This is a genomic window from Marinobacter sp. THAF197a, from assembly GCF_009363275.1.
Classification (GTDB): Bacteria; Pseudomonadota; Gammaproteobacteria; order Pseudomonadales; family Oleiphilaceae; genus Marinobacter.
The window spans coordinates 713908-737481 of the sequence record NZ_CP045324.1 but is presented as its reverse complement, the minus strand read 5'-3'; the positions used below and the strand labels follow the sequence as shown (position 1 = coordinate 737481).

Genomic DNA, 23574 nt, shown 5'->3' with positions numbered 1-23574 from the left:
GTGCGGTAGAAATCTTGAGGCTGCTTACTTCTGGCGGAACTGGCGAACCCGCACACCTACCAGGGCCAGAGCCACAAAATAGGCCGCCACCCCGGCAACAACCAGAACCCCCATATCGATGGCCCGCTGCAGACCACTGGCGGCAAGCCAGTCTGCCACCGGGGCATTCAGCCAGAACACCACCGCAGCCAGGGCGGCATTGGCCACCAACAACTGAATCAGGAACCTGGGCCAGCCCGGCTGGCTTTTCCAGACGCCCTCTTTGCGCAATCCGCGCCAGAGTAGGTAGCCATTCAGCCAGGCCGAAATGGAAGTCGCCAGCGCCAGGCCAGCATGAGCCAGGGGCACAATCAACGCCAGGTTGAAGGCCATATTGGCAACCATGGCAATTACGCCGATTTTCACTGGGGTTTTGGTGTCTTCCCGGGAGAAAAAACCGGGGGCCAGCACCTTGATCAACATGAACGCCAGCAAGCCAGCGGAGTATGCCCGGAGACTCTGGGCCGACATGGCCACATCCCGATCGGTCACCTCACCATAATGAAACAGGGTGGCAATCAGCGGTTCCGCCAACAGTGCCAGTGCCAGCGCTGCCGGCACGCCAATCAACAACACCGCGCGCACGGCCCAGTCCAGGGTAGCGGCAAACTGATCTTTGGACGCCGCCGCATGCTTGCGCGACAGACTGGGCAGAATTACCGTGGCAATGGCAATGCCGAATACGCCCAACGGCAGCTCCGCCAGCCGATCGGAGTAATAAAGCCAGGATACGCTACCCGTTTGCAGGAACGACGCCAGCACGGTGTCCAGCAACAGGTTAATCTGGCTGACCGACACGCCAAACAACGCCGGCGCCATCAGCTTGAGAATGCGGCTGACGCCTTCGTGTTTGTAGTCCACCCTCGGCCTGGGCAGCAGCCCCAGGCGCATCAGGAACGGTAACTGGAAAAAAAGCTGCAAGGCACCGGCGATAAACACACCCCAGGCCAGCGCCATGACAGGTTCATCCATTAACGGGGCCAGGAAAATAGCCGCCCCGATCATAGATAGATTCAGCAAGACAGGGGTGAACGCCGGAATCGCAAATCGGTCATAGCTGTTCAGAATACCACCGGCGAACGCCGTGAGAGAGATCAGCAGCAGGTATGGAAACGTGATGCGCAGCATATCGCTGGCCAGGGCAAACTTGACGTCATCACTGAGAAAGCCCGGGGCAAAGATGGAGGTCAGCACCGGCGCACCCAGCATGGCGACCAGCGTCACCGCCAGCAGCACCAGGCCAAGAGAACCTGCCACCGCATCCACCAGGCGTTTGACCTCGGAGATGTCACGATTTTCCCGATAGGACGACAGCACCGGCACGAAGGCCTGGGAAAAGGCGCCTTCGGCAAACAGGCGGCGCAGGAAGTTGGGAATCTTGAACGCCACGAAGAAGGCATCCGCCGCGGTACCCGCCCCGAAATAGCGAGCAATCACCATATCCCGCACTAACCCCAGCACCCGCGATAGCATGGTCATTACGCCAACCACCCCGGATGAACGCAGCAAGCCGGGCGCTTTTGGGGGCTCCTGAACTGGGGGCTGAGAGTCTATTGGTTGAGGTTCCGATGACATGGTGATGGGCGTCCAGAAATCCAGGGTTCAGGCCGGAACGGCGTTTCGGTAATCCGCAAGGTGCCAGCCATAGCCGGTTCAGGCCCCATGCAGGCGATGCGGGAGTGTATCACAGGCCTTTTCAACACGGGGATTACTGCGCCGCCGGCCTTGACATTTGGGGCTTTCGGCGGCATAGTTCCGCGTCATTTATTCCGACGCGCTGGTTTTGGCGCGCCTGCGATGTAAACATATTCAGTAGTTACAGCAACGAATTTCAGGAGTTTTACGGTGGCAAATTCCCCGCAAGCCAAGAAGCGCGCTCGTCAGAACGAGAAAAACCGCAAGCACAACGCCAGCCTGCGTTCCATGGCACGTACTTACATGAAGAAAGTAGATGCCCAGATCAAAGCTGGCAGCTACGAAGGCGCTCAGGAAGCCCTGAAGACCGCTCAGCCGATTCTGGACAGCATGGTCAACAAAGGCATCTTCGCCAAGAACAAGGTTGCTCGTCATAAGAGCCGCCTGAACGCCAAGATTAAGGCCCTGAAAGCTGCCTGAATCTTGAGCTCATAAAAAACCGGCTTCGTGCCGGTTTTTTTGTGCCTGAATTTTACCCGTTATACGAACAACTCAGACCACAACCAGATTATCCCGATGAATCATCTCTTCGTCGGAGACATAACCCAGCACATCGGCAATGCGATCACTTGAGCGGCCGGCAATAGCCCTTGCTTCGTCAGCATCGTAGTTAACAAGCCCGCGGGCAATTTCCCGACCATTCAGGTCAACGCATGACACCATCTCGCCCCGCCGGAACTGGCCGGCAATTGCCTTCACGCCTACCGGCAACAAACTGCGACCGCCCTGGCGCAACACCTTTACCGCACCATCATCCAGCGTCAACTTACCCCGGGTTTGCAGATGGCTGGCAATCCACTGTTTGCGAGCCGCCATTCTACCCTGCTCTGGAAGCAATAACGTGCCAATCACATCACCCTGCCGCAGACGGGAAATCGCATGCTCGATACGACCGCCGACGATCACGGTAAAGGCACCTGAACGGGCTGCCAGGCGGGCTGCCCGCAGCTTCGTCAGCATACCTCCCCGGCCTAGCGCCCCGGCGCCGCCACCCGCCATGGCGTCGAGATCCCGGTCTTCGGCTTTTCGTTCGGTAACCAGTTCTGCATCCTGATGCTTACGTGGGTCCTTGTTAAACAACCCCAACTGGTCGGTAAGGATGATCAGACCATCAGCTTCGATCAGGTTGGCCACCAGCGCGCCCAAGGTATCGTTGTCACCGAAACGGATCTCGTCGGTCACCACCGTATCGTTTTCATTGACGATGGGCACCACACCGTAATCCAGAAGCGTGCGCAGCGTGCTGCGGCCGTTCAGGTAACGCTTGCGATCGGAGAGATCATCGTGGGTCAGCAGAATCTGAGCGGTGTGGATATCATGGCGCTTGAACTGCGCCTCCCAGGTTTGCACCAGGCCCATCTGACCGACCGCTGCTGCGGCCTGCAACTCGTGCAAATGCTGGGGCCGCGAGCTCCAGCCCAAGCGACTCATGCCTTCAGCCACCGAGCCTGAGGACACCACCACCACTTCCACGCCTTCGGCAATCAGCTCCGCAATCTGGTCTACCCACAACCCGAGGGCCGCGACATCCAACCCCTTGCCATCATCGGTAAGCAAGGCACTACCAATTTTGATAACCAGACGTCGAGCCTTTCGGAGCTGGAGGCGTTCACTCATGATTGTGATTCTGTCCCTTGGGGTTGCGGTTTACTCAGGGGCGTAGACGACTTCGACGTCGTAATCGTCGTCGTCAAAGTCATCATCGTCATCGGCTTCTCGCGCAGCCCGGCGAGCCTGTCGATCAGCTTCAATTCTGGCGCGGGCCTCTTCGTCCATCCGGCGGCGACGAGCGGCCTCCTGCTCGGCAACTTCCGGGTTCTCGGCTTCCTGCTCCGCCTGCTCTTCAATCCAGCGCATCACCGCCTGAACCAACGGCTTGGTACCCTCACCACTCAATGCCGAGATGCGGAATACCGGACCTTCCCAACCCAGCTCATCCACGATGGCCCGGCAATGGGCTTCACGATCTTCTTCTGGCACCATATCGACCTTGTTCAGCACCAGCCAACGGGGGCGGCTGGCCAGGGTTTCGCTAAACTTCTCCAACTCGAGAGCAATGGCCTTTACCGCCTCAACGGGGGACGAACCATCGTAAGGCGCCACATCCACCAAGTGCAGCAACAAGCGGGTACGCACCAGATGTTTAAGGAAGCGGATACCCAGCCCTGCGCCCTCGGCAGCGCCTTCGATCAACCCCGGAATGTCGGCAATGACAAAGCTCTGGTGAGCCTGAACACTAACCACACCAAGATTGGGTACCAGCGTGGTAAACGGGTAGTCAGCCACCTTCGGCTTTGCCGCAGATACCGAACGAATGAAAGTAGATTTGCCGGCATTGGGCATGCCCAGTAAACCGACATCCGCAAGAACCTTCAGCTCCAGGCGCAAATTACGGGTCTCACCTTCCGAGCCTTTACTGGTCTGTCGCGGGGCACGATTGACCGATGACTTGAAACGGGTATTCCCCAGGCCATGAAAACCACCCTGGGCCACCTTCAGGCGCTGGCCTTCCTTGGTGAGGTCGCCCAGCACTTCATGGGTATCCATATCCACAACGGTGGTGCCTACCGGTACCGGCAGCACCAGGTCTTCACCCTTGTTACCTGTGCAGTTACGCCCGGCCCCCGGCTCGCCATTCTGGGCCTTGTGTTTGCGCTGGAAGCGGTAATCGATCAGCGTGTTCAGAGCGCTGTCTGCTTCCAGGTAGACAGAGCCGCCATCCCCGCCGTCACCGCCGTCGGGACCACCCTTTGGTACATACTTTTCCCGCCGGAAACTCAGGCAGCCGTGGCCGCCTTTACCGGCTTCAACAATGATGGTGGCTTCGTCTACAAATTTCATACGCCTGATGCCTTTGCATAAACTAAAAAGCCCCGCAGCCTCATGGAAGCTTTGCGGGGCTCCGGATTCACCTGAGGGCTGATCAGATCAGCATATCAGGCTCATCCAAGGTTCAACAGAACCGGATCGCCGCTGCTTACGCAGCCGGAACGATGCTCACGAACTTGCGGTTCTGCGGGCCTTTGGTCTCGAACTTCACCTGACCTTCCGCTTTCGCGAACAGGGTGTGGTCCTTGCCAATGCCTACGTTGCTGCCGGCGTGGAAACGGGTGCCACGCTGACGAATGATGATGCTGCCTGCAGTGACAGTCTCACCGCCGTAGCGCTTGACACCAAGTCGTTTCGACTCGGAATCGCGACCGTTACGGGTACTACCTGCTGCCTTTTTATGAGCCATTACCAGCCTCCTTAATTAAGGGGTTATTCGAGGGCTTAGCCCTGGATACCCGTGATCTTGACTTCAGTAAACCACTGACGGTGGCCCTGACGCTTCATGTGATGCTTACGACGACGGAACTTGATGATGTTGATCTTGTCGTGACGACCGTGGCTAACCACTTCAGCGGTCACCTTTGCGCCATCAACTACCGGGGCACCGACTTTTACGTCGTCGCCGTTGGCAACCAGAAGAACACGATCGAACTCAACAGAGCCGCCGGTTTCAACTTCCAGCTTCTCCAGCTTCAGAGTTTCGCCTTCTTTTACACGGTGCTGCTTACCACCGCTAACAATAACTGCGTACATTCATAGTCTCCGCGATTGACCCATCCCTGCTCTTATCCACCTGGTTCTAAGGGAGGCGCTCTGGCGACCCTATTGCAGGGAGCGCAGGTTGGGATGAGTTGGGCGCGTGATTGTACGAAAAGCCGCCGGGCAATACAAGTGAGATTCCCGGGCAAGTTGACACTGTAGGCAGCAATACCTAGCATTGCCGCGTCCTGCCCGAAAACTCAACGAAAACACCAGCAAGGGACGTACCAGCCCGATGACAGCCCAGCGCATCCATGACACCGTGGCGGAAGACTTCAGCCGCGTCAATGACCTGATAATCCAGCGGCTTGCCTCTGACGTCCCAATGGTTGAGAAGATCGCTCAATACATCATTGAAAGCGGCGGCAAACGCCTGAGGCCGCTGCTGGTACTACTATCCAGTCGGGCTGCCGGCTACAGCGAAAGCGAACACCTGAAACTGGCTGCCGTCATTGAGTTCCTGCACACCGCCACCCTGCTCCACGACGATGTTGTCGATACCTCTGACATGCGTCGGGGCCGCAGCACCGCCAACGCAAAATGGGGCAATGCTCCCAGTGTGTTGGTAGGTGATTTCCTCTACGCCCGGGCCTTCGAGATGATGGTGGAACTGGAAAGCCTGTCGATCATGAACGTGCTGTCCCACGCCACGGCGGTGATTGCCGAAGGCGAAGTAATGCAGCTGATGAACGTGAAAAACCCGGATCTTACCGAAGAGCAGTACATGGTGGTCATCCACAACAAGACTGCCATGCTGTTCGAGGCCTCCTCCCACACCGGCGCGCTGCTGGCGGGCGCCGATGACAAGCAGGAAGCTGCACTGAAAGACTACGGCAAGCATCTAGGCCTGGCGTTCCAGCTGGTGGACGACGTTCTCGATTATCTGGGCGATGCGGAAGCCATGGGCAAAAACGTGGGCGACGACCTGGCCGAGGGGAAAACCACACTGCCCCTGATTTATGCCATGGCCAACGGCAGCGATGAAGAGCGACAGCTGATTCGTCAGGCCATCCGCAAAGGCGGGCTGGACGACCTGCCAAAGGTACTGGAGATTGTCAAAGCCTCCGGCGCCATTGAATACACTATGACCAAGGCAAAAGAGCAGGCACAGATCGCCTGCGACCTGCTCACCTGCCTGCCGAAGTCTGAGCACCGGAAGGCCTTGGAGTTGCTGACTGAAGTGGCGGTAGCCCGAGTCAGCTGAGTATCAAACCGGGCGGCAACCCATCAGGCGCCGCCCGTTCTACTGCCTTAGCCAACCTGCTCGCGACCATGGGGCGCATCGAAGTCCAGATCTGGCCCAACCGGCACCACCTGTGTCGGGTTGATGGTGCGCTGGCTGACATAGTAATGCTGCTTGATCTGCCGAATATCCACCGTCTCGGCCACTCCGGGCACCTGGTACAGCTCCCGCACATAACCCGACAGGTTCGGATAATCCCGGATCTGCCGGCGATTACATTTGAAATGGCTGTAATACACGGCATCAAACCGAATCAACGTGGTGAACAGGCGCCAGTCCGCCTCGGTAAGCTGGCTGCCGGTCAGATAGCGCTTCCCCGCCAGGCTCTGCTCAAGCCAGTCCAGAGAATCAAACAGCGCGCTGTAGGCTTCTTCGTATTTGTCCTGTGCAGTCGCGAAGCCGGCCTTGTAAACACCATTGTTAACGGTGTCATAAACCCGCTCGTTCACCGAATCGATCTGCTCGCGCAGCTGCTCCGGGTATAGATCCAGACCGGAATTCACACCTTCCAGGCCGTTAAACGCGGAATTGAACATCCGGATGATATCGGCAGACTCATTGCTGACAATGGTTTCCTGCCGCTTATCCCATAACACCGGTACGGTGACCCGACCGGAATAATCTGGCGCGGCCCGAGTGTAGATCTGATGCATAAACTGGGATTGATACAGATGATCCTGGTGAGCCGGATCATCCTCCCGAAACTCCCAGCCATTCTCCACCATGTCCGGATGCACAACCGACACCGAAATGTGACGCTCCAAACCCTTCAGCTTCCGGAATATCAATGTCCGGTGCGCCCAGGGGCAGGCCATAGACACATACAGGTGGTAGCGCCCGCTCTCGGCCGCAAAGCCGCCCTCCCCCGCCGGACCGGGCGAGCCATCAACCGTTACCCAGTTGCGAAACCGAGCCGCTTCACGCTCAAACTTGCCTCCGGTCTTGTCCGTGTCATACCACTCGTCGTGCCACTGACCATCAACCAACAAACCCATAAAACCTCCTGTTGGGGTCAGACCCCTATGTATAACTGTAGACTTATCAACAGGGGTCTGACCCCAATTTAACTGTCCACATTAATTCACAGGGGTCTGACCCCGTTTACAAATGTTGGAGACAGGTTACCGGGTGGGCTGGTAGGCTGATAGCAAGCATTTCTGGCAAACACTTTCAGATTATTCGAACATGCATACAGCCATTACGATTGACGCACTCAAAGTGCTGGACGCCATTGACCGCAAGGGCAGTTTTGCCGGGGCTGCCTCGGAGCTGTTCCGGGTGCCTTCCGCCATCAGTTACACGGTTCAGAAGCTCGAAGAGGATCTGAACGTCAGTATCTTTGACCGCAGCGGTCATAAGGCTGTGCTGACCTCGGCCGGGCGGTATCTGCTTGAGGAGGGGCGTTCACTGCTGGAAGCCGCTGAGAACCTTGCCCATACCACGCGGCAGGTGGCCCAGGGCTGGGAAACCCGGCTGCGTATTGGCTTTAACTCGCTGCTGCCGGCTGAATGCCTGTTTCCGGCCATTCGGGATTTTCATCAGCTCGGGGTTCCGGTTGATGTGCAGATTATCGAAGAAGTCTTCGCCGGTGCCTGGGATGCCCTGCAAAGCCGTCGCGTTGATATGGTTGTCGGGGCTGACCTGCTGAGCAAACCTGCCGGAGCTTTCGCCACCAAATCACTGGGGGAAGTACCGTTTGTGTTTGCCGTAGGCGCAGAACACCCTCTCGCCAGTGTGACCGCCCCCCTGGCCGAAGCGGATATTGCACAGTATCCGGCAGCGGTAGCGGCGGATACGTCGCGCTCGCTACCACCCGGCCATGCGGGAATATTCCGGCGCCAGAGAACCCTCACCGTCAGCAACATTGACCAAAAGATTCTGGCCCAGGAGGCAGGACTGGGGGTTGGCTGGCTGCCCTACCCGAGAATCCGGAACCAGCTCGCCAGGGGCTCGCTTATTACCAAAGAGACGAGTGAACCCCGCTCCGCCATCAGCGTACATCTGGCCCGCCATAGCGAAGACAAAGGCAAGGCATTGATGTGGTTCTGGGACAGACTCAGCCATGATGAGACCATCCACAAATGGCTTCAACCGGAATAAAATCGAGGCACCGGGGCCAATAGGCCCGATCATGCCATGGGCTATACTCCAAGGCCCGCAACCTTAACCGTGACACACAAGGGAGTGCGCTGGATGCGTCAGCTGTCGGAACTGGATGCCTCGTTTCTCTATCTGGAGTCAGAAACCACCCCCATGCACATTGGCGGTGTGTACCTGTTCGACGCCAGCGGCCTGAGAGATCCCCTGGCATTCAGCACGTTTGTGTCATACCTGCGCAGCCGCCTGCACGTGGTACCCCTGTTTCGGCAAAAGCTCAAGGAAATCCCCCTGCGCCTGGGGCGCCCCTACTGGATCGATGACCCCGGCTTCAGTATTGAACGGCACCTAGCCTACGTTAACCTGGGTGAACATGGCAAACAGGCAAGCCTGATGTCTTTGGCGTCAAAAATCATGGAAGAGCCGCTTAAACGTGACCGCCCCCTGTGGCACATCACGTTTGTCGACGGCTTTCGCATTGACGACCCGGAAGGTGATAAACAAGGATTTGCGCTGATCGTCAAACTGCACCATGCCGCCATTGATGCCTTCAGTGGCGAGGAGATCATGGGCAAGTTACTGGAATACACGCCGGAGCCCCGACCCATCGCACCGCCACGTCCCTGGCTGGCGCGACCGGAGCCTTCCGAGGAGCGTGTATTTCTTCAGGCCAGCGCCAATATGCTCAAGACCCCCATGCAGGTTGCCTCACTCGCTTACAACGCAGCAGAAGCCACCGCCCGGGGCCTGGTCAAGAAACAGCTGCAGAAGCTGCCGGTGCCCTTCCCGCTGTTCACCGCACCCCACAGTCCGTTTAACCGGCAGATCACCGCCAACCGGCGCATTGTCTCCGCCAGCGTCAGCCTGTCCCGACTCAAAGCGATCAAGGCAAGCCTCGGGGATGTCACCCTGAACGATGTCGTACTCGGATTATGCGCTGAGACCCTGCACCGGTACCTCAAACAACAGGGGGGCGACACAGACAAGTCCCTGGTGGCAATGACACCAATTTCCGTACGCTCCAGCAGCCTGCGCAAAGCCACCGGCAACCAGATGTCTGCGATGCTGCTGGACCTTGCCACTAACGAACCCAATCCCGCAGCCCGGATCCGACGCATCCATCAGAACGCGGTGGAGTCTGAACCCTACCGCGAAGCCATTGCCGCCGACCGGCTGACAGAACTTCTGCCATCCACCCTGCTGGCGCTGTCTGCCCGGCTATATTCTGAGCTGCAGGTGGCGCAGCGTTATCACCCGCTCTTCAACTTGCCAATCACCAATGTACCCGGACCACAAGTTCCACTGTTCCTACAAGGCGCGCGACTGATCCGGCAATACAACACGGCCCCGCTGTTCGACAGCCTTGGGCTGGTCATTGTGGCCGTGAGCTATCAAGGACAACTGACACTGAACTTTACCCTCTGCCCGGACGTGGCTCCCGATGGAGACAGCCTGAAAGGCCTGATTGAGGATAGCCTGACCGGGATCGAGGAGTGTCTGCATGACCTCGGCCCCGATCAGGGCCTGGAGACTCCGCACGGCAGCGGCCAAAACCTGACCGATGAGGTACTAGGGGCGCTTGAAAACATGATCAAGGGCGGGCTTCAGCGCTTTCGCCGATAACTCGGGCCGGGCACCCAACGCCCGGCCCGCCGACAATATTACTCAAACGCCCAACGCAGGAAGGTTCGCTTCTCTTCCTCGGTAGCGTCTTCCCACAGAGCTTTCAGGCGCTCCAGCGTGGTCGAGCCAGGTTCGCTGCCGGCGCTACCGCCAGATGCCGCCAAAGGCGTGCGAGAAGCGCTGCCCTTTGACGCCCCATCCCACTTGCTGGATTCAGCCACCAGCGCGCCATTACTGTCGATAATGGCTGCGGAAAAGCCTGTCATCATGGCTTCAGCCTGCTGCCGCGACGACGGCTTGTCAAAACGGAAGCGATACTCTGCGCCCGGCTGGGCATCGAAGCGCACCACTTGTTGCTCGCTTTCAACGGTATGCACTTTGGATTCGCCATCCCGCACCACCCCGGTTCGGGCCCATATGGTCTTGTAGGTAAAGACGACCTCGGTTTCACCGGGCAACAAGCCGTAGTCCAGAGCCAGGTCGTCCAACATGAAGCGGGTCATGCTTCTGCCGTTGATGGCAGCTACCTGGATTTCACCCGGGGCTTTCAACACTGCCGGGTTCGCCGCCCCCTCGGGGTCGCCCTGCCAGGCATCCACTCGCGTCAGTGATGATGCACAACCTACCAAGGTAACGCTCAGCATCAGGGCAACCAACTTGAAAACCCTGGAAACGTGACACATACTCATTTCATCTCCTTTTCCTTGAGAGGCCTGGGCGGCCATGACGGGATCACACGCTCTCGCATTCTGACCATCCAGGCCATGGGGAGCAAGCAAAGCTTTGATATGCGGGCGCCAAGCACCGGAGATTTTTACCGGGCTCATGCAACGCCGATCACAAGAATGTAAAAAATTGTTGAATTAAGCGGCAATTGGATTAATTTTAATCAGGTCGGCAAACAAAACGCGTTGCCCGAGAAGAAAAGAATAAGCGGGCTCAGGAGCAACCATGGACACTCAGCGCAGGACCGGGGAACAAGGCCCGGCACCCTTTCGCAGCAGTCGTTTTTTCTGTGTAGGCAGCAAATGGTATTTCACCACCCGGGAAGGCTTTGACAGCGGTCCCTTTGCGTCCCGGGAGCGTGCTGAGATCGGCCTCAAACGATTTCTGCACGTGGTCAGGATGCTACCGGAAGAACAGCAACTCCATTAGACCTGGCCGAAAGGAAGCTCCGGCTGGCCCATCCGCAGGGTAATGTTCTTCAGATGATGAAGGGCATTACCCATACATCGATACCCCACAAGCAGACCAGGGCCATGAATCCGGCCACCACATCATCCACCATGATCCCCAGCCCTCCTGGCATCCGGGCATCCAGCCAACTGATGGGCCAGGGCTTGACCACATCGAACAGCCGGAACAGCAGAAACGCCATCAATACACCGTAGATCTGGTCCGGGAACAGGCCAAGGGCGATCCACATGCCCACAAACTCGTCCCAGACGATACCGCCATGGTCATGCACCTTGAGCGCGGCTGCGGTTTTCCCACACAACCAGATACCCACCAGGAAAGCCGCCAGAACCACCAGCCAATAGGCAACCGGCGGCAACCAGGCGAAGGTATACCATACCGGTATCGCCGCCAGGCTCCCCCAGGTGCCGGGCGCCTTTGGCATGGCGCCACTGCCGAAGCCAAAGGCCAGAAAATGCACCGGGTGTCGCAAAAACCCCGGTGGCAGTATAGCCGTTGGACTGTCTGGCTCATGTATCAGATCTTCGTCCTTCAAACCGATCCCCCAAAATGATCAAATCCGGCGGGTGATTCCGTCATCTCCGCTCCCGTCACGCGCAGCCCCGACTCCTGCTGAATGCGCCCTATAATAATCAACCCACCCTGCACCTCCGGTGCAAGGGCAGCGTACTGATCAGGCGCGATGGTCACGCACAATTCATAGTCGTCGCCTGCGGTCAATGCCAGACAGAGCGCCGCAGCCCCTTTAATTCGGCGCAACTCCGGCAACATTGGAATGTTATTGCCGTCCAGCTCAGCACCCACACCGGACTGCTCTAGAATGTGTTCAAGATCCGCCAGCAACCCGTCAGAGATATCAATCGCCGCCGAGGCCCTGCCAACCAGCTGCTGACCCAGCACTAACCTCGGTTCGGGAAAATGATAACGCGCCAGTATCGCCTGCTGGTCCACCCCGGGGTCTGTGGCCCCCAGAAAATCAAGTGCCGCGCCTGCTGCACCCAGAGGCCCGGACACGCAGATAAGGTCCCCCGGGCGGGCGCCAGAGCGCCGGATAGCAGAGCCTTGTGTCACCGTACCGTGTACCTGGATGGAGACCGCCAACGGCCCCCGGGTAGTATCGCCACCGGCCAGGGAAATCCCGAAAGCATCGCTGGCCTTAGCAAGCCCGTGGGCAAAATCCGCCAACCATTCAGGCTGCGCCTCAGGCAATGTCAGTGCAAGGGTAAAGCAAACAGGTGTCGCGCCCATGGCAGCCAAATCACTGGTGGCTACCGCCAGCGCTCGCCATCCCAGACAGAAAGGGGAATAGTTAGTAGGGAAATGAACGCCTTCAACCAGCGTATCGACTGAGAAGACCAGATCCCGACCCTCGGGAACACGCTGGATAGCGCAATCATCCCCGGGGCCGAGCACAAGCTGATCTGTCATGGCCTTGTTGGCCAGGGGCACAAAGAAGCGACGGATCAGCTCGAATTCACCCATGAATCAACGCGGGCGAGTCTCTGCCAGGCGCAGGCGCTGGCTCAGTTTATCCAGAATACTGTTCACAAACTTGTGGCCTTCGGTGCCGCCAAAACGCTTGGCCATCTCGATGCCTTCGTTAATCACCACCTTGTAGGGCACATCAATCCGATGCTTCAGCTCATAGGTGCCCAGGCGGACAATCGCCAGCTCAACCGGATCCACCTCTTTCAGGGGCCGATCAAGGAAAGGCTCGATCAGTTTGTCCAGCTCGGCCTGTTCCCGATGGATGCCCCGCAACAGATCCCGGAAATACATGATGTCTACTTTGCTCATGTCATTATCGACCATGAACTCCGCTTCAATGTCAGAGATCGGCGTTTTGCTGAAGTGCCGCTGGTACAGGCCCTGCATGGCAAGGGCCCGCGCCCTGCGCCGATCACCAGCCTTGGGCTGGCCGGTTTTCCCCGGCTGGGGAGAGGTATCACCCGCTTCGTTCATTACTCACCCAACTTTTTGAACAGACTGACCATTTCCAGGGCAGTAATGGCCGCTTCCGCGCCTTTGTTGCCGGCCTTGGTGCCTGAGCGCTCAATGGCCTGTTCGATCGAATCGACGGTCAATACGCCAAAGGTCACTGGCACGTCGGTTTCCAGGCTGACAGCGCCCAAACCACTGGAGGCTTCGCCGGCGACGTATTCGAAGTGCGGCGTACCACCACGAATAACCGCACCCAGGGCGATGATGGCATCGTAGTCGGAGGTTTCGGCTACGCGCTTGACTGCCAGCGGCATTTCATAGGCACCCGGTACCCGGATGATGGTGATGTCATCTTTGGAAATACCGTGGCGCAACAGGGTATCTACAGCCCCATCTACAAGACTTTCAACCACAAAACCATTAAACCGGCCAACCACCAGGGCGTAACGGCCGCTGCACTGGGTGAAATCACCTTCAATTACTTTGATATCTGCCATCTTGGGCTCCTTCGCGAGCTGCGGCACTCAGAGCCGCAGCCGGGTTTATCATTCGGGGGTATAGGGTACGTATTCCACAACTTCCAGATCGAAACCGGAAATGGCAGAGAATTTTACCGGCGGGCTCAACAAGCGCATTTTGCCTACGCCGATATCCCGCAGAATCTGAGAACCGGTTCCGACGGTGAAGTACACGCCAGAACTGCCTTTCCCGGCAGATGCTGTGCCCTCGTCGTAGAATTCCTGGATTCGATCTTCCAGGTTATAGCTGTCTTCAGCGCTGTTCAGCAGAACCACAACACCACGCCCTTCCTCAGCCACTTTCTCAAGGGCATGATGCAATGGCCAACTGCGCGAGTCCTTACGACGTGCACCCAGCAGATCCCGAAGGGTATCGGTGATGTGTACACGCACAAACACAGGCTCTTCAGGGGCAATATCTCCCATCACCATGGCCAGGTGGGTGGCACCCTGAATGTTGTCTCGGTAGGTACGTAACTTGAAAAGACCATACTCGGTATCCAGGTCGTGCTCTTCCACGCACTCCACGGTTTTTTCATTCATGGTGCGGTAGTGGATCAGGTCGGCGATGGTGCCGATTTTCAGGTCATGCTCTTCTGCGAATCTTTCCAGGTCTTCACGGCGCGCCATGGAACCGTCGTCATTCATGATTTCACAGATCACACCGGCAGGCTCGCAACCAGCAAGAGCCGACAGGTCACAGGAGGCTTCGGTGTGCCCTGCCCGGCTCAAAACCCCACCAGGATCAGACATCAAGGGGAAAATATGGCCCGGCTGAACCAGGTCTGACGCCTTGGCATTGCGGGCAACCGCCGCTTGTACCGTGCGGGCGCGATCAGCCGCAGAGATACCGGTGGTCACGCCTTCACGCGCCTCGATAGACAGCGTGAACTTGGTGCCGAAACCGGAAGCATTCTGTTGCACCATCAACGGCAAGCCAAGCTGTTCGCACCGGTCTCGGGTCATCGGCATACAGATCAGGCCCCGGCCAAAGCGAGCCATGAAATTGATCGCTTCCGGCGTGCAATGTTCTGCAGCCATTACCAGATCGCCCTCGTTCTCGCGATCCTCATCGTCCATCAGGATCACCATTTTGCCCTGGCGGATGTCTTCGATGATGTCTTCAATGCTGTTCAGTGCCATACGGTTCTGCACCCTGTCACCCTGGCCGCATCTTGCTGCGACCGAAGGGAATGAATTGAATGATTAGCTGCGGGCCAGGATCAGCCTCTGATCCTCACCCACCTGACGCCGATCCAGCACTTTCCATTGCACTTTATCAGCCATTGTTTCAAGCGGCAGATGAGCGGTTGGTCGCCCGGTGCTGCCCAGAAATACCGGCGCCTGATACAACCAGAGTTCATCCACAAGGTTTTCCCGAATGAACGTTCCGGCCAAGGTTGGCCCCGCCTCTACCAATAATTCGTTGATGCCAAGTTCGCCCAGGGCATCCAGCAGCTCAGCAAGGTCAACACCATTATCTTTCCAGGCCACACCGGTCAGGCTAACGCCCAGCGCGGCCAGATCCTGCGCCGGCGCCGATGCCAGTGCCGAACTGGCGCAGAACACCTGAACATTGCCCCCCTGGAGAATACGCGCCGTCGCCGGTGTGCGGGCGTCCCGGTCGGCAATAACCCGCAGAGGCTGGCGTGAGGGATCCGTGGCATCACCAATCTCCCCCATTTCATCCCGACGCACCGTCAACGATGGGTCATCCGCCAGAACCGTGCCTACTCCCGTCAGGATAGCATCGCTGATGGCGCGCAGCCGCTGCACGTCCCTCCGGGCTTCGGGCCCGGTGATCCACTGGCTTTCGCCAGAGGCCATAGCGGTACGGCCATCCAGGCTGGCGGCCATTTTCAGGCGAACCCAGGGCCGGCCAGTATTCATGCGTTTCATAAAACCGGGGTTCAAGCGAACCGCTTCATCGGCCATCAACCCCTCGGTCACCTTGATGCCGGCATCCCGGAGCATGTCCAGCCCCCGGCCAGACACTGACGGATTAGGATCTTTAGTCGCGGCAAATACCTGCGCCACGCCAGCGTCAATCAACGCTCTGGCACAGGGCGGCGTTCGGCCATAATGGCTGCAGGGCTCTAGCGTGACATACGCAGTCGCCCCACGGGCATCCTGGCCGGCCTGGCTCAGAGCGCGAACTTCTGCGTGAGCCTCTCCGGCACGTTCGTGCCAGCCTTCTCCGACGATGCGGTTGCCCTTGGCGATCACGCAGCCAACCCGGGGGTTGGGGTGGGTAGAATAGCGGCCACGCCAGGCCAACTGAATGGCCCGGGCCATCATCGCCCGGTCACGGTCTGCAATCATGCCTTGCCTTTTCCGGACTGCTTGTCGGCCAACGCCCTTGCCACATCAGCCGCGGTTTCACCATTACCCTGAGACAATCGCTCAATCTCTTCCTTGAACTCGTTGATGTCCTGAAAGCTGCGATAAACAGAGGCAAAGCGAACGTAGGCCACTTTGTCGAGCTGACGCAACTCGGTCATCACTTCCTCACCGAGCTGCATAGACTTTACTTCACGCTCACCAGTGGAACGCAGGCGGTACTTGATACGGTTCAGGGCAGCGTCGATTTCCTCGATGCTGACCGGCCGCTTTTCCAGCGCCTTCATCAGGCCTGCCCGAAGTTTTTCTTCATCGAATGGCTGCCGGGTTCCATCCTGCTTGACCACGCGCGGCATCACCAGCTCAGCGTTTTCAAACGTAGTGAACCGCTCCCGGCAGGACAAACACTCCCTGCGGCGGCGAACCTGATCACCTTCAGCCACCAGGCGCGAATCAATCACCTTGGTATCGGCTTCACCACAGAAAGGACAATGCATAATTCAGATGCTCCGGAAAGGAAGAACCCGGGGCTCCGTCAAGAACGCCCGGGCAGTCTTGTTACGCTATCACTTAGCCATAGACCGGGAAGCGGGCACACACCGCTTCTACCTGCTCACGCACACGGCTGATGGTTGCTTCGTCTTCAAGGTTGTCCAGGATGTCACACATCCAGCCAGCCAGATCACGACACTCCCCTTCCTTGAAACCACGGGTGGTGACTGCGGGGGTACCAATGCGCAGGCCAGAAGTCACAAACGGCGAGCGCGGGTCATTCGGGACAGCGTTCTTGTTCACGGTGATGTGCGCTTTGCCAAGCGCGGCATCGGCGTCTTTACCAGTGATGTCCTGCTTGATCAGACTGACCAGAAACAGGTGGTTCTTGGTGCCACCGGAAACCACGTCAAAGCCACGCGCAACAAACACTTCGGCCATGGCCGCAGCGTTCTTCACCACTTGCTGCTGGTAAGCCTTGAACTCGTCGCTCATGGCTTCTTTGAAGCACACGGCCTTGGCTGCAATCACGTGCATCAGCGGGCCACCCTGACCGCCGGGGAAGACGGCAGAATTCAGTTTCTTCTGCAGATCTTCATCATCACAGGCCAGGATCAGGCCACCACGGGGGCCGCGCAGGGTTTTGTGAGTGGTGGTTGCAACCACGTGGGCGTGTGGCACCGGGTCCGGATACACGCCAGCAGCAACCAGGCCAGCCACATGAGCCATGTCCACAAACAGGTAGGCGCCAACCTTGTCGGCGATGGCACGGAAGCGGGCAAAGTCCAGTTCCTGGGAGTAGGCTGAGAAGCCGGCAATGATCATCTTCGGCTTGTGCTCAACCGCCAGCGCCTCGATTTCGTCGTAGTCCAGCAAGCCGGTGTCGGTGTTGATACCGTACTGAACGGCGTTATAGATCTTGCCAGAGAAGTTGACGCTGGCACCGTGGGTCAGGTGGCCACCGTGGGCCAGGCTCATGCCCAGAACGGTATCGCCGGGCTTGAGCAGGGCCATGAACACGGCAGAGTTGGCCTGGGAGCCGGAGTGAGGCTGAACGTTGGCGTAGGCAGCACCGAACAGTTCCTTGGCACGGGCGATGGCCAGGTCTTCAGCAATGTCGACAAACTCACAGCCGCCGTAGTAACGCTTGCCGGGATAACCTTCGGCGTACTTGTTGGTCAGCACACTGCCCTGGGCTTCCATCACCCGCGGGCTGGTGTAGTTTTCAGACGCGATCAGTTCGATGTGCGCTTCCTGACGCTTCTCTTCCGCCTGCATGGCGTTCCAAAGTTCGTCATCGAAACCGGCGATTTTCATATCACGATTAAACATGGATGTGCTGCCCCTGTCTGTATGGCTGGCCCGGCGCTGCCTCTGTGCATGCCGTAACCCCTGAAAAATTGGGCCGCTATTCTATCCCGAAAGCGGGTTAAAAATCATCCTTTATGCCGTCCGCAGATACCGGCACATCGAGGATCCCGGTTTTCGCTCAATTGCTATCCCGGATAGGTTTAGATACCTTAGCCGATCAACATTCAAAGGTGTCGACTTTGGCAGTGACGGCCTTCGGGGTGGGCGATTCGGGATACGCTGTGAATACGTCCCTGTACGCTCCACAAAAACATCCCTGTTTTTGTGGATCCCGAATCGCCCACCCCGAAGGCCTCAGCCAGACACCGGTCGTGTTTTCTGTTATCTACGCGAATTTCGGATAAGGATTCTGCCAATATGGCCCAGTACGTATACACCATGAACCGCGTGGGCAAGGTGGTACCACCCAAGCGGGAGATTCTGAAAGACATTTCCCTGAGCTTCTTCCCGGGCGCCAAAATCGGCGTGCTGGGCCTGAACGGCTCCGGTAAATCCACCCTGCTCCGTATTATGGCGGGTGTCGACCAGGATTACATCGGCGAAGCCCGGCCCCAGCCCGGCATCAATGTCGGCTACCTGCCCCAGGAGCCGGAGCTGGACGAAGAAAAAACCGTCAAGGAAATCGTCGACGAGTCCGTTGCCCACGTGCACAACGCCCTGGCCGAACTGGACCAGGTATACGCCGCGTACGCAGAGCCGGATGCCGATTTCGACGCCCTGGCCAAGAAACAGGGCGAACTGGAAGCCATCATCCAGGCCACGGACGGGCACGATATCGAACGCAAGATGGAAGTGGCCGCCGATGCGCTGCGCCTGCCAGCCTGGGATCAGAAAGTCAAAGTGCTGTCCGGGGGCGAGCGCCGCCGTGTGGCCCTGTGCCGCCTGCTGCTGTCTGGCCCGGACATGCTGCTGCTGGACGAGCCGACCAACCACCTGGACGCGGAGTCCGTGGCCTGGCTGGAGCGCTTCCTGCACGATTACGACGGCACTGTGGTCGCCATCACCCACGACCGTTACTTCCTCGACAACGTCGCCGGCTGGATTCTGGAACTGGACCGTGGCCACGGCATCCCGTTCGAGGGCAATTACAGCCAGTGGCTGGAGAACAAAGAAAAACGCCTGGAAATGGAATCCAAGCAGGAAGCCTCGCACCAGAAAGCCATCAAGCAGGAGCTTGAGTGGGTGCGCTCCAACGCCAAGGGCCGCCAGTCCAAGAGCAAGGCCCGTCTGGCCCGCTTTGAGGAGATGAGCTCTCAGGAGTTCCAGAAACGTAACGAAACCAACGAACTGTACATCCCGCCCGGACCTCGCCTGGGCGGCAAGGTGATCGAAGTGGAAGGCATCAGCAAGGCCTTTGACGACCGCCTGTTATACGAAAACGTATCGTTCAGCGTGCCGCCCGGGGCCATTGTCGGCATCATCGGTGGTAACGGTGCCGGTAAATCCACGCTGTTCAAGATGATTGCCGGCATGGACCAACCAAACTCCGGCACTATTACCGTGGGCGAAACCGTTGAGCTCGCTTACGTGGATCAGATGCGCGACCTGGACGGCAGTAAAACCGTGTGGGAAGAGCTGTCCGACGGCAACGACATCATCAAGGTTGGCAACTACGAAACACCTTCCCGCGCTTATGTGGGCCGCTTCAATTTCAAGGGCACCGACCAGCAAAAGCGGGTAGGCGATCTCTCCGGTGGTGAGCGTAACCGCCTGCACCTGGCCAAGCTGCTAAAGCAAGGCGGCAACGTGTTGCTGCTGGACGAACCCACCAACGATCTGGACGTGGAAACCCTGCGCGCACTGGAAGAAGCCATTCTGAACTTCCCCGGCTCCGCTCTGATCATCTCGCACGATCGCTGGTTCCTGGACCGTGTGGCCAGCCACATTCTGGCGTTCGAGGATGACGGTGAGGTGGTGTACTTTGAAGGCAACTTCACCGATTACGACGCCGACTTCAAGAAGCGCAAAGGGGAATCTGCCATGCAGCCCAAGCGCATGAAGTACAAGAAGCTGGCGTAACTGTGGTACTGAGCCGGCGTTTGCCGGCTCGCTCCTCCCGCCCCGATTTGCCCGATACGGAATTCTGCCATGGCCAAAGCCAAAACCGCCTTTGTATGCACCGAGTGCGGTGCGGATTACTCCAAGTGGCAGGGCCAGTGCACGGCCTGCCAGGCCTGGAACACCATCAGCGAAGTACGCGGCGTTTCCAGCCCCGGCAAGGGTGCACGCAGCGCCCGGTTTGAGGGCTACGCAGGCAGCCTATCCGAGGTCAAAAGCCTGGACGAAGTCAGCTTGGCCGAGCAGGCCCGCATCAGCACCGGCATGCAGGAGTTCGACCGGGTGCTGGGCGGCGGTCTGGTGGAGGGCTCCGCAGTGTTGATGGGCGGGCACCCCGGCGCGGGCAAAAGCACCCTGCTGCTCCAGGCGGTTTGCCAACTAGCCGAGCAGCACCCGGCGCTTTACGTCACCGGTGAGGAATCCCTGCAACAGGTGGCCATGCGCGCCAAACGGTTGGGATTACCCACCAAAGACCTGAAAATGCTCTCGGAAACGTCCGTGGAGCGGCTGATGCAGGTGGCGGAAATGGAAAAGCCCCGCATTCTGGTGATCGACAGTATCCAGGTGATGCACGTGGCCGATATCGAATCCGCCCCAGGTTCAGTCTCCCAGGTGCGGGAGAGCGCCGCTTTCCTCACCCGCTTTGCCAAGCAAACCGGCACGATTTTGCTGCTGGTTGGCCACGTCACCAAAGACGGCAGCCTGGCCGGCCCGAAGGTGCTGGAGCACATGATCGACTGCTCCATCCTGCTCGAAGGCTCCAGCGACAGCCGCTACCGCACCCTACGGGGCATCAAAAACCGCTTTGGTGCAGTGAATGAGCTGGGCGTGTTTGCCATGCTGGAACAGGGCCTGAAGGAAGTGAAAAACCCCAGCGCCATTTTCCTGAACCGGGGAGAGGAAGCTGCTCCCGGCAGTGTGGTGATGGTGGTCTGGGAGGGCACCAGGCCGATGTTGGTGGAAATCCAGGCTTTGGTGGATATGGCCCAGGGCAGCTATCCGCGCCGTGTGGCCGTGGGTACCGACCAGAACCGGTTGGCGATGCTTCTCGCGGTGTTGCATCGTCATGGCGGTATGCATGTAGCCGATCAGGATGTGTTCGTTAACGTGGTGGCGGGTGTGAAGGTCAATGAAACCAGTGCGGACCTTGCCTTGTTGTCGGCGGTGGTGTCGTCGTTCCGGAATCGGGCGTTGCCGCAGGATCTGGTGATTTTCGGAGAAGTGGGCCTGTCCGGTGAGATCCGGCCGGTGCCGAATGGCCAGGAGCGGATATACGAGGCAGCCAAGCACGGCTTCACTCGGGCTTTGGTTCCCAAGGCTAACGTTCCGCGCAAGCCTGTGGAAGGCATGAAGGTCATTCCGGTGACCAAGCTTTCTGATGCTCTTTCGGCTTTAGAGGAACTTTAGGCTCTAGCACCCAGCCTTCCCAGGCTTGGAGTTAGGGCGGTGTTGGGTGACCTTTCAAAAAAACGCTACGAGCACATCCCTGTGCGCTTCGCTCCGGCCATCCATGGCCTACGAGATTTTTTGAAAGGTCACCCAACACCACCCTCTCTATCAGTCGTGCAAACCGCTAATCCAACAGAGAAATGCAAACACATCCGCATCAGTCAATCAGATGCGCAAACTCCCGCTCCAACAGCGCCTGATCCCCAAGATTTAACTCAACCAGCCGCTTCAAATGCGTGGCACTTTCAAGATCAATATACTGACACCGAAATCCCAGCCGATGATCCTCCACGTGCTTCAACTCCACCGCCATCACAATCGCGGCTTCATGCTCATTCAGGTGAATCACCACCTCACAAGGCTTGTTCAGCGGAACCTTCCAACCTTCCGGCCGCTGGACCAAAACGCCCTTCAGGGAAATATCCAACACCTCGGTTGACCACACCTGATCCTGACAATGCAGCTCACAGGGCGCATCGAAACTGATTCGATGGAAACGGCGTTTTTCGGAAGTTTTGATAGACAAGGGGCAGCTCCGGCTCGACGGTCATTACTCTCTATGACTATAGACCGGACATAAAAGGGAGTACAGCGTGGAGTGGTTAACGAGAGCTTCGCTCCCGAGGGCTTAAGATATTCCCGAAACGTTGGACTGCAGGGTGGCGATAGGGCCTCCAAAAAATCTCGGAGACCATGGATGGCCGGAGCGAAGCGCTCAGGGATGAGCTCGTAGCGTTTTTTTGGAGGCCCTATCGCCACCCTGCCTACTCCACAGCCCGCAGGCTAGGAGTAAGCAAAGCACAAACTCGAACCTATTTGTGATACTGCCCGCTAAGCTCAACAACCGCCTCAATGAACGCCCCAGCATGCTCCGGATCCACATCCGGCGTTATACCATGCCCCAGGTTGAAGATATGCCCGGAACCCGAGCCATACCGCTTCAGGATATCCGCCACTTCCTGGCGAATCCGCGCTTTCGGTGCGTACAACATCGCCGGGTCCATATTACCCTGCAGGGCAACCTTATCGCCCACGCGAGCGCGGGCATTGCCGATGTCCGTCGTCCAGTCCAGGCCCACGGCGTCGGCACCACAGTCAGCAATAGACTCCAGCCACTGGCCGCCGTTCTTGGTGAACACGATCACCGGCACCCTGCGGCCTTCGCTTTCACGAATCAGCCCATCCACAATCTTCTTCATGTAACGCAGGGAGAACTCTTCGTAGGCCCAGCTGCTCAGCACTCCACCCCAGGTATCGAAAATCTGCACTGCCTGGGCACCGGCCTTGATCTGACCGTTCAGGTAATCAATCACCGAATCCGCCAAGTGGTCCAGCAAGCGGTGCATCACTTCCGGCTGGCCATACATCAGCTTCTTGGCTTCGGAGAAAGTCTTGGAGGAGCCGCCCTCAATCATGTAAGTGGCCAGGGTCCAGGGGCTGCCGGAGAAACCGATCAGCGGCACCCGGCCGCTGAGTTCGCGGCGGATGGTGGAGACGGCGTTCATCACGTAGTCCAGATCCGACTCGGCATTCATCTTCGGCAGGGCGTCGACGTCGGCTTCGGTGCGAATCACTTTGCGGAATTTCGGACCTTCGCCAGTTTCGAAATACAGGCCCAGGCCCAGGGCATCAGGAATGGTCAAAATATCGGAGAACAGGATGGCAGCGTCCAGCGGATAGCGCTCGAGCGGCTGCAGGGTAACTTCACAGGCCAGCGGCGTGTTCTTGCACAGGCTGAGAAAATCGCCGGCCTTGGCCCGGGTTGCGCGGTACTCCGGCAGGTAGCGACCCGCCTGGCGCATCATCCACACCGGGGTGCGGTCTACAGGCTGCCGCATCAGGGCGCGCAGGAAGCGGTCATTCTTCAGCTCGGTCATATGGTATCCCGTTCTCGTCGGTAAATGGTCAGAGATAATGGGG

General features: G+C 58.3%; 24 protein-coding genes. 7 read left to right on the top strand and 17 right to left on the bottom strand.

From position 1 onward, the window contains the following. Positions 1–24: 24 nt before the first annotated feature. A complete protein-coding gene (gene murJ / locus FIV08_RS03380) occupies positions 25–1614 on the bottom strand; it encodes a murein biosynthesis integral membrane protein MurJ (RefSeq protein WP_152437337.1) in 1590 nt (529 codons plus the stop codon). A 270-nt stretch (positions 1615–1884) separates the two neighbouring features. Between murJ and rpsT the strand changes: the two genes are divergently transcribed. Next, on the top strand, positions 1885–2154 hold the full coding sequence (gene rpsT, locus FIV08_RS03375) for a 30S ribosomal protein S20 (RefSeq protein ID WP_058091292.1): 270 nt from the start codon (positions 1885–1887) through the stop codon (positions 2152–2154). Between the two features lie 72 nt (positions 2155–2226). Here rpsT and proB read toward each other — a convergent pair whose 3' ends face one another. From proB to rplU, 4 genes are all read right to left on the bottom strand, one after another. Next, positions 2227–3351, bottom strand: coding sequence for a glutamate 5-kinase (gene proB / locus FIV08_RS03370; RefSeq protein WP_152437336.1), 1125 nt, complete (start codon positions 3349–3351; stop codon positions 2227–2229). A 30-nt stretch (positions 3352–3381) separates the two neighbouring features. Further along, entirely contained in the window at positions 3382–4575 is a 1194-nt protein-coding gene (gene cgtA, locus FIV08_RS03365; protein WP_152437335.1) for an Obg family GTPase CgtA, read from the bottom strand. Between the two features lie 136 nt (positions 4576–4711). Next, positions 4712–4972: a 50S ribosomal protein L27 gene (gene rpmA / locus FIV08_RS03360; protein ID WP_022987754.1), complete on the bottom strand. Its 261-nt coding sequence runs from the start codon at positions 4970–4972 to the stop codon at positions 4712–4714. Positions 4973–5007: 35 nt separating this feature from the next. After that, on the bottom strand, positions 5008–5319 hold the full coding sequence (gene rplU / locus FIV08_RS03355; RefSeq protein ID WP_061332366.1) for a 50S ribosomal protein L21: 312 nt from the start codon (positions 5317–5319) through the stop codon (positions 5008–5010). Positions 5320–5560: 241 nt separating this feature from the next. Here rplU and ispB point away from each other — a divergent pair, with 241 nt between their 5' ends. Beyond that, a complete protein-coding gene (ispB, locus tag FIV08_RS03350) occupies positions 5561–6529 on the top strand; it encodes an octaprenyl diphosphate synthase (RefSeq protein WP_152437334.1) in 969 nt (322 codons plus the stop codon). 47 nt (positions 6530–6576) lie between these two features. On the opposite strand, the gene FIV08_RS03345 is transcribed toward ispB, so the two are convergent. Continuing rightward, positions 6577–7563, bottom strand: a complete 987-nt coding sequence (locus FIV08_RS03345; protein ID WP_152437333.1) for a glutathione S-transferase family protein — start codon at positions 7561–7563, stop codon at positions 6577–6579. A gap of 190 nt (positions 7564–7753) precedes the next feature. Between FIV08_RS03345 and FIV08_RS03340 the strand changes: the two genes are divergently transcribed. Together FIV08_RS03340 and FIV08_RS03335 are read left to right on the top strand one after the other, a co-directional pair. Next, complete coding sequence (locus FIV08_RS03340; protein ID WP_152437332.1) at positions 7754–8668, top strand: LysR substrate-binding domain-containing protein; 915 nt, start codon at positions 7754–7756, stop codon at positions 8666–8668. Positions 8669–8761: 93 nt separating this feature from the next. After that, entirely contained in the window at positions 8762–10288 is a 1527-nt protein-coding gene (locus FIV08_RS03335) for a WS/DGAT/MGAT family O-acyltransferase (protein WP_152437331.1), read from the top strand. A 38-nt stretch (positions 10289–10326) separates the two neighbouring features. Here FIV08_RS03335 and FIV08_RS03330 read toward each other — a convergent pair whose 3' ends face one another. Then, on the bottom strand, positions 10327–10977 hold the full coding sequence (locus tag FIV08_RS03330; protein WP_152437330.1) for a DUF2057 family protein: 651 nt from the start codon (positions 10975–10977) through the stop codon (positions 10327–10329). Between the two features lie 262 nt (positions 10978–11239). Here FIV08_RS03330 and FIV08_RS03325 point away from each other — a divergent pair, with 262 nt between their 5' ends. Then, the gene (locus FIV08_RS03325; RefSeq protein ID WP_058091282.1) at positions 11240–11443 is read left to right on the top strand and encodes a DUF6316 family protein; all 204 of its coding nucleotides are present in this window, start codon (positions 11240–11242) and stop codon (positions 11441–11443) included. A 49-nt stretch (positions 11444–11492) separates the two neighbouring features. Here the strand turns inward: FIV08_RS03325 and FIV08_RS03320 are convergent, their stop codons facing one another. The 8 genes from FIV08_RS03320 to glyA all read right to left on the bottom strand — a co-directional run bounded on the left by FIV08_RS03320 (position 11493) and on the right by glyA (position 18108). Next, positions 11493–12020, bottom strand: coding sequence for a phosphatidylglycerophosphatase A (locus FIV08_RS03320; RefSeq protein WP_152437329.1), 528 nt, complete (start codon positions 12018–12020; stop codon positions 11493–11495). Further along, positions 12017–12967, bottom strand: coding sequence for a thiamine-phosphate kinase (thiL, locus tag FIV08_RS03315; RefSeq protein ID WP_152437328.1), 951 nt, complete (start codon positions 12965–12967; stop codon positions 12017–12019). The genes FIV08_RS03320 and thiL overlap by 4 nt, the downstream gene beginning before the upstream one ends. Before the next feature lie 3 nt (positions 12968–12970). Beyond that, a complete protein-coding gene (gene nusB, locus FIV08_RS03310) occupies positions 12971–13447 on the bottom strand; it encodes a transcription antitermination factor NusB (RefSeq protein ID WP_072678316.1) in 477 nt (158 codons plus the stop codon). After that, a complete protein-coding gene (ribE, locus tag FIV08_RS03305) occupies positions 13447–13923 on the bottom strand; it encodes a 6,7-dimethyl-8-ribityllumazine synthase (RefSeq protein WP_106693188.1) in 477 nt (158 codons plus the stop codon). Before ribE ends, nusB begins: the two co-directional genes overlap by 1 nt. A 48-nt stretch (positions 13924–13971) precedes the next feature. Next, entirely contained in the window at positions 13972–15087 is a 1116-nt protein-coding gene (ribBA, locus tag FIV08_RS03300) for a bifunctional 3,4-dihydroxy-2-butanone-4-phosphate synthase/GTP cyclohydrolase II (protein ID WP_152437327.1), read from the bottom strand. A gap of 63 nt (positions 15088–15150) precedes the next feature. After that, positions 15151–16266 carry a bifunctional diaminohydroxyphosphoribosylaminopyrimidine deaminase/5-amino-6-(5-phosphoribosylamino)uracil reductase RibD gene (ribD, locus tag FIV08_RS03295; RefSeq protein ID WP_152437326.1) on the bottom strand — a complete coding sequence of 372 codons (1116 nt, stop codon included), beginning with the start codon at positions 16264–16266 and terminating at the stop codon, positions 15151–15153. After that, the gene (gene nrdR / locus FIV08_RS03290) at positions 16263–16781 is read right to left on the bottom strand and encodes a transcriptional regulator NrdR (RefSeq protein WP_058091276.1); all 519 of its coding nucleotides are present in this window, start codon (positions 16779–16781) and stop codon (positions 16263–16265) included. Before nrdR ends, ribD begins: the two co-directional genes overlap by 4 nt. A 73-nt stretch (positions 16782–16854) precedes the next feature. Then, positions 16855–18108, bottom strand: coding sequence for a serine hydroxymethyltransferase (gene glyA / locus FIV08_RS03285; RefSeq protein ID WP_072678319.1), 1254 nt, complete (start codon positions 18106–18108; stop codon positions 16855–16857). 396 nt (positions 18109–18504) lie between these two features. Between glyA and ettA the strand changes: the two genes are divergently transcribed. Together ettA and radA are read left to right on the top strand one after the other, a co-directional pair. After that, entirely contained in the window at positions 18505–20166 is a 1662-nt protein-coding gene (gene ettA / locus FIV08_RS03280; protein ID WP_061332377.1) for an energy-dependent translational throttle protein EttA, read from the top strand. A 69-nt stretch (positions 20167–20235) separates the two neighbouring features. Continuing rightward, complete coding sequence (gene radA, locus FIV08_RS03275; protein ID WP_152437325.1) at positions 20236–21612, top strand: DNA repair protein RadA; 1377 nt, start codon at positions 20236–20238, stop codon at positions 21610–21612. A 199-nt stretch (positions 21613–21811) separates the two neighbouring features. On the opposite strand, the gene FIV08_RS03270 is transcribed toward radA, so the two are convergent. Beyond that, complete coding sequence (locus tag FIV08_RS03270; protein ID WP_152437324.1) at positions 21812–22180, bottom strand: PilZ domain-containing protein; 369 nt, start codon at positions 22178–22180, stop codon at positions 21812–21814. A 286-nt stretch (positions 22181–22466) separates the two neighbouring features. Next, entirely contained in the window at positions 22467–23531 is a 1065-nt protein-coding gene (gene hemE / locus FIV08_RS03265; protein WP_152437323.1) for a uroporphyrinogen decarboxylase, read from the bottom strand. Positions 23532–23574 lie beyond the last annotated feature (43 nt).